Consider the following 6,851-nt stretch of genomic DNA (forward strand, 5'->3'; position numbering starts at 1 on the left):
GCGCCCTTAAATTGAAAGCTTGTTAATCTTGCGGCCGCCATACGTCAAGTTGGCGGCGGCACGTGTCACAACAATCGCGGTAAACATTGAGGTCAAAATACCAATACTCAAGGTGATGGCAAACCCCTTGATGGGCCCGGTACCAAAACCGAACAGCACCACCGCCGCAATCAATGTTGTAATATTCGCATCTGCGATGGTTGAAAAGGCCTTGTTGAACCCGGCATCGATAGCTAATTGGGTGGCACTGCCACTCCTCAGCTCTTCTCGAATGCGCTCAAAAATAAGCACGTTAGCATCCACCGCAATACCCACCGTCAACACAATACCCGCAATACCTGGCAAGGTGAGCGTCGCCTGAAGCATTGACAGTACAGCAATAATCAAAACCAGATTAAGCGCCAGTGCGATGTTGGCAAACAGTCCAAAACCGCGATACCAAAATGCCATAAAGAGCAGCACCAGCGCAAAGCCCAATACCACCGACATAAAGCCCTGGTCGATGTTATCTTGCCCCAAGCTTGGGCCGACGGTTCGCTCTTCAACAATTTCAATGGGCGCTGCCAAGGCACCTGCACGCAGCAGCAGTGCTAAATCACGGGCCTCTTTGGTGCTATCCAGACCGGAGATCTGAAAGCGCTTGCCCAGTGGCTCGCGAATTCGTGCCACACTGATCACCTCTTCTACGGTGCGTTTTACCTTAACCTTCTCACCATTGATGGTGCGTGTTTCGCTCTTCGCCTCGATGAAGACCACCGCCATCAATTTACCCACATTCTCTCTGGTCACATCACTAAAAATAGTGGCACCTTTACCATCGAGGGTAATAAAAACAGCCGGTGAGCCGGTGTCAGATTCCATACCAGAGGAGGCATCAATCACACGATCTCCCGTCAGCATGACTCTATTTCTTAATAAAATCGGGCCGCCGCCACGCTCATGATAAAGTTTGGCACCCGGCACAGGACGACCTGCCACTGCGCTCTCAACACTCCCTTTGTCAGAAACCATGCGAAATTCAAGTGTGGCGGTTGCCCCCAGAATCTCCTTGGCACGTGCGGTATCCTGTACACCGGGCAGTTGAACAACAATTCGGCTCTCACCCTGTCGCTGGATAACCGGCTCGGCAACACCCAGTTCGTTAACGCGATTGCGTAGTGTGGTAATGTTTTGTTGAACAGCCATGTTCCTGGCTTCGATAACGGCACTTTTACTCAGGGTGGTAAAAAGCAGTGCCGCGCCCTCTTTATCAATCTCACGGAACTCCAGCTCACTATAAGCGAGTCGTAATACTTCACGCGCTTTTTCACGATCCTCTAGCTTGCGCAGCTTTATCGCTACCCCAGCGCGCCCCTTATGCTCATAGTGTTCGATGGATAGGTAGCGAATTTTCTCTTCACGCAACTGGCTACGGTAGTCACTGACGAAACGCTCATACGACTGTTTCACCGCTGCATCGGTATCTACCTCCATTAGAAAGTGCACACCACCACGAAGGTCGAGGCCAAGATACATGGGAGAAGCACCTATTGACTTTAACCACTCCGGTGTCGCCGGGGCCAGATTCAGCGCAACGATAAAGCCATTGCCCAGATTATCCGCCAGGATATCTTTGGCGGTCATCTGGTTATCTTCGTTGCCAAAACGCAGCAGCAGACCGCCCTTGTTTAACTCCATTGAAGTTGCCGCAAGCCCAGCCTGTGCCAGTTGGCGCTCTACCCGCTCAACAAAACGAGTATCCAGAACCTCGTCACGATTTGAGCTGATCTGGATTGCGGGATCCTCACCATAGAGATTGGGTAGGGCGTACAGTCCGCCCACCACAACCACAACCGCGATCATAAGATATTTCCATGCAGGATATCGGTTCATGCTGACTACTCGTGTCGATAGGTTATTCGGCTGACTTAATGGTGCCTTTTGGCATCAGATTGGCAATATATTGCTTTTGTAGTTTTACCTGAGTGTTATTCGCGATCTCAACGGTAACAAACTCATCGCCCACCATGATTATTTTACCTAAAAGACCACCATTGGTAACGATTTCATCGCCTTTACCCAGCGTTGTCAGCATATTTTTATGTTCTTTAACACGCTTGGACTGCGGACGGATCAAGAAAAAGTAGAAGATCACAAACAGTAGAACAAAAGGGATCAGACCCATCAGTGAATCACCGGTAGAACCTGTAGCGGCCGCACCCTCTGCCACTGCATCTGAGATGAAAAAGCTCATTATTTACCCTCGTAGTTTTATATTTCATGACCTGTCAGCACAGGTCGGTTGATAGCATAAAGCGCGCTATTATTACATAGCCGGTACCGTTTGTCCGCGTAGCGTATAAAACTCTTCAACAAATGCTGCCAGGCGTTGCTCTGCAATGGCATCACGCAGCCCTTGCATGAGCGATTGGTAGTAATAAAGGTTATGAATCGTATTTAACCGTGCACCTAATATTTCACGACATTTATCCAGGTGCCGCAAGTAGGCACGACTGTAGTGACGGCAAGTATAGCAACCACACTCGGCATCCAGCGGCTGGGGATCACTCTGATGAACCGCATTACGGATTTTCACTACCCCTAGGCGGGTAAAAAGGTGGCCATTTCGGGCGTTTCGGGTCGGCATCACACAATCAAACATATCGACCCCTCGGCGCACCGCCTCAACAATATCCTCCGGCTTGCCCACCCCCATTAAATAACGAGGTTTCTCTTCCGGCATTTGGGGCACTGTATGATCAAGGATACGCAACATATCCTCTTTAGGCTCACCCACTGAGAGCCCACCAATGGCGTAACCATCAAAACCCATTTCACTCAACCCCTCAAGCGAGATATCGCGCAATTCTGGATACATGCCCCCCTGCACAATACCAAACAACGCACTGGCATTGTCTCCGTGCGCTTCCTTGCTGCGCTTGGCCCAGCGCAGCGACAGCGCCATCGACTCCCTCGCCTGCTCATGTGTCGCTGGATAGGGGGTGCACTCATCAAAGATCATCACAATATCAGAACCCAGCTTATGCTGAACATCGATTGACTCCTCTGGCCCCATAAAAACTTTATTGCCATTCACGGGAGATTGAAAAGTGACTCCTTTTTCTGTGATTTTACGCATCGCCCCCAAACTAAACACCTGAAACCCACCCGAGTCAGTCAAAATCGGCTTTTGCCAGGCCATAAAGTCATGCAGGTCACCGTGTGCTTCAATCACCTCGGTACCCGGGCGTAGAAATAGATGAAAGGTATTTCCCAGTACAATTTCAGCACCCGTAGCTTCCAGCTCTTCGGGTGTCATCGCTTTCACTGTACCGTAGGTTCCCACCGGCATAAATGCGGGAGTCTGAATAGTGCCACGAGGAAAGCTGATCTCACCACGACGCGCCCGACCATCTCGCTGTTGCAATTCAAAGCTCATCATCGACACTGGCTTACTCCTCTCGCACCACCCGTGCAGTTGCGCTCGGGGTAATAAACATGGCATCGCCATAACTGAAAAAGCGGTATTGTTGCGCCACCGCATGTTGATAAGCTGCCATCATGTTCTCATAACCGGCCAGCGCACTCACCAGCATTAACAGCGTCGACTCAGGAAGATGAAAATTGGTTAACAATCCATCAATACAGTTAAACCGATACCCTGGGTGGATAAAAATCTCAGTCTCTCCTTGAAAAGCCTGCAACTCCCCTGACAGCGCCGCACTCTCTAGGCTGCGCACACTGGTGGTACCCACCGCAATCACCCGCCCACCCCGCGCACGGGTTGCGGCTACCTGGTCAACTACCTGCTGGCCCACCTCCAGATATTCACTGTGCATTTTGTGATCACAAATATCATCCACACGCACCGGCTGAAAAGTGCCTGCCCCCACATGCAGCGTGACATAGGCAAACTCAACCCCGCGCTGCTCAAGAAGATCCAACATCGCCTGGTCGAAATGCAGGCCTGCCGTCGGGGCCGCCACCGCGCCACACTTGCTACGATCAGAAAAGACGGTCTGATAACGCTCCCGATCCTGTAACTCATCAGCGCGTTCTATATAAGGTGGCAGTGGCATGTGCCCATGGGCTTCAAGCTGTTCAATCACACTGCGCTCACCCAAAAAGCGTAACTCAAAAAGCGCTTCCTGCCGCCCGACAACCTCTACTTCAACACACTCCTCAAAGAGTAGGAGAGCACCTGCTTTGGGCGACTTACTGGCACGCAAATGCGCCAGCACTGTACGCTCACCCAGCACACGCTCCACCAGCATCTCCACCTTGCCACCACTTTCTTTGTGACCCAGCATACGCGCTGGAATCACTCGGGTATTATTGAATACCAGTAGATCACCTGGATTCAACAGGGAAGGAAAATCACGGAACTGCTGATCGAGGCAAGCACCGCTCTCACCCTGCACATGCAGTAGGCGGCTAGCGCTGCGTTCTGCCGTTGGATATTGGGCAATCAGCTCTTCAGGTAGATGGTAAAAAAAATCACTTCGTTTCATGGGCGGCATATTACCAGAAGAGAAAATCTATTGCTTGCCGTTTAAAAAAAATTCCCTATAATAGCGCGCACTGGCAGAGAGGCTCTCTCCTGGCAGTAAAATGATACGGCTCCCTGGCGGAATTGGTAGACGCAGGGGATTCAAAATCCCCCGCCTTCGGGTGTCCCGGTTCGAGTCCGGGGGGAGCCACCATTCAGATTCTGCAACACACTATATCGACTCGCTTGTCTGCGACCAACACACCGGCAACTCACCTCGCCGTTTCAAGTAATCATTCGCCTGCGAAAAACAGCCTGAACCCAGAAATGCGCTAAAATCTTTCCCTGTTTTATGAGCACCCAACGGGCTTGGATGAGATGTCTTGATCACACAGTGTTTAGGGGTGTCGACCACCGAACAGAGACCATGGGCAAACCGCCCCCAGGCTAAAAAAACCACCCCTTCTCTGTGTGTATTAATATGTTTAATACAGGCATTGGTAAAACGCAGCCACCCCTGCTTACTGTGGCTATTAGCCTCTGCGGCACGCACCGTTAACGAGGCATTCAGCAACAAAACCCCCTGCCTTGCCCAACCCTCTAAATTACCAGAGGCGGGAATATCCATCGCCAAATCACGACTAAGCTCCTTATATATATTCCGCAACGAAGGGGGGATTTTGATGCCATCCGGCACACTAAAGCTTAAACCGTGAGCCTGACCTTCACCATGGTAAGGATCTTGCCCGACAATCACGACTTTAATCTCATTGAGAGGGGTATATAAAAAAGCGTTGAACCACTGCTCTTTTGGCGGATAAATGAGATGCCCCGCACCTATTTCAGAACGCAAAAAAGCACGCAAGCTGACCATATAGTCTTGAGAAAATTCATGTTCAAAACACACTTTCCAGCCAGCATCCAGTGGGTCTGTAATTTGAATCGCCATTTTTATGCTTCACTTCCCATGTCAGGTATCTACCAGAGGCCTCTGCACAAGCGGGGCTATCAACACTCAGTGCACAATGCCCTTCACCACAAAACCCCACAGGGGCTATTTTATCATTTTGATGGCGTTCCAAGCCATCAAAACAAGTATAGAGACTAAAGATTGGCAGCTTGTTGCCGAATGTCAATCTGCAGGCGATCAAACGTGATCAATTGATGTTTAAATCAGGTAACCATGTACTCCACACTCCAACAATCACAAGATGATTTACTCCAAGAACACGCGCCTATGGTAAAGCGGATTGCCTACCATTTAGCGGCACGGCTGCCCTCATCCGTCATGGTTGATGACCTTATTCAAGCGGGCATGATTGGCCTGCTGGATGCCAGTAAAAACTACGACCCCACCCAGGGTGCAAGCTTTAAAACCTACTCTTCGATTCGCATTCGCGGCGCTATGCTCGACGAGTTGCGGCGCAATGATTGGGCACCAAAATCGGTACACCGCAAACAGCGCGACATCACAAGTGCCATTAAGGAGATAGAAAGCACCACGGGCAAGGATGCCAAAGATGAAGAGATTGCCCAACATATAGGTATCGCTCTCGACGAATATTATAAAATATTACAAGATGCCAGCACCTCAAAAATATTCAGCCTAGATGAGTTAGCACTTGATGACGGTGCAATTAATGGAAGTGCCTCCAGCAGCGCCAGTGCCGGGCCACTGGAGCAACTCCAGAGCGAGGATATAAAGCGGTTACTTGCCGATGCAATAGACGCACTACCCGAGCGGGAAAAGCTGGTAATCACCCTCTACTACAATAGTGAATTGAATCTGCGCGAAATCGGCTCTGTTATGGGGGTGAGTGAATCCCGCGTTAGCCAAATCATGAGCCAAGCCACCATACGCCTTAAATCACGCATTAAATCAGATTAATGACCATTGCAACACACCACAAAAAACACTTTTTCAACCAGACCCGTCTGCACGAAGCCAACTATAATTTGCTGCAACAGCTACTGGGCTGCTTGGATAATATGGCTGCACACTACCACTTCGACCTAGTCGGAGGGAGCACACTCCACATAGAAATAAAAGAGCGACACCGTTACACCACCATCCTCACATTAGCCCTCAAGCTACCTCACTTGGCGGCGTTCAATACGGATCTAAACATCGAAGCCCGACTCTACCACGATGCACGGGTGGTAGAGGCGAGCCACTATCAGGGTCATGGACGTTTTGCGGTACAGAGTCACATGCCAAATCGCCAAGGCTATCATCTGGACGAGAAACAACAGGCCAATCGGGTAGCCAAGGGTCTCTAACCCTCAGCCCCCACAACACCCTGCATGCGGCTCCGCACAGGGCGTTTCACTTAGCATAGTGAAGCTTGATCCATCCATCACGTAGTGCCACTAGCCCCTGAGA

7 protein-coding genes and 1 tRNA gene are annotated in these 6,851 nt (G+C 50.4%); 3 read left to right on the forward strand and 5 right to left on the reverse strand.

The genetic code is table 11. The annotated features are described in order from the left end of the window. Positions 1 to 6: 6 nt before the first annotated feature. From secD to queA, 4 genes are all read right to left on the reverse strand, one after another. Entirely contained in the window at positions 7 to 1,872 is a 1,866-nt protein-coding gene (gene secD / locus L3J94_09920) for a protein translocase subunit SecD (GenBank protein ID MCF6219049.1), read from the reverse strand. A 22-nt stretch (positions 1,873 to 1,894) separates the two neighbouring features. Further along, a complete protein-coding gene (gene yajC, locus L3J94_09925; protein MCF6219050.1) occupies positions 1,895 to 2,233 on the reverse strand; it encodes a preprotein translocase subunit YajC in 339 nt (112 codons plus the stop codon). Between the two features lie 72 nt (positions 2,234 to 2,305). Next, positions 2,306 to 3,418: a tRNA guanosine(34) transglycosylase Tgt gene (gene tgt, locus L3J94_09930; protein ID MCF6219051.1), complete on the reverse strand. Its 1,113-nt coding sequence runs from the start codon at positions 3,416 to 3,418 to the stop codon at positions 2,306 to 2,308. Positions 3,419 to 3,431: 13 nt separating this feature from the next. Beyond that, complete coding sequence (queA, locus tag L3J94_09935; GenBank protein ID MCF6219052.1) at positions 3,432 to 4,490, reverse strand: tRNA preQ1(34) S-adenosylmethionine ribosyltransferase-isomerase QueA; 1,059 nt, start codon at positions 4,488 to 4,490, stop codon at positions 3,432 to 3,434. A gap of 107 nt (positions 4,491 to 4,597) precedes the next feature. Between queA and L3J94_09940 the strand changes: the two genes are divergently transcribed. After that, a tRNA-Leu gene (locus tag L3J94_09940) sits at positions 4,598 to 4,682 on the forward strand. 18 nt (positions 4,683 to 4,700) lie between these two features. Here the strand turns inward: L3J94_09940 and ung are convergent. Further along, on the reverse strand, positions 4,701 to 5,417 hold the full coding sequence (gene ung / locus L3J94_09945; GenBank protein MCF6219053.1) for a uracil-DNA glycosylase: 717 nt from the start codon (positions 5,415 to 5,417) through the stop codon (positions 4,701 to 4,703). A 234-nt stretch (positions 5,418 to 5,651) separates the two neighbouring features. On the opposite strand from ung, the gene L3J94_09950 reads away from it, so the two are divergent. Both L3J94_09950 and L3J94_09955 read left to right on the forward strand, forming a co-directional pair. Beyond that, complete coding sequence (locus L3J94_09950) at positions 5,652 to 6,356, forward strand: RNA polymerase sigma factor FliA (GenBank protein ID MCF6219054.1); 705 nt, start codon at positions 5,652 to 5,654, stop codon at positions 6,354 to 6,356. Continuing rightward, the gene (locus L3J94_09955) at positions 6,356 to 6,748 is read left to right on the forward strand and encodes a DUF1249 domain-containing protein (protein ID MCF6219055.1); all 393 of its coding nucleotides are present in this window, start codon (positions 6,356 to 6,358) and stop codon (positions 6,746 to 6,748) included. Before L3J94_09950 ends, L3J94_09955 begins: the two co-directional genes overlap by 1 nt. Positions 6,749 to 6,851: the final 103 nt, after the last annotated feature.

Source organism: Gammaproteobacteria bacterium (genome assembly GCA_021647245.1).
GTDB lineage: Bacteria > Pseudomonadota > Gammaproteobacteria > RBG-16-57-12 > RBG-16-57-12 > JAFLJP01.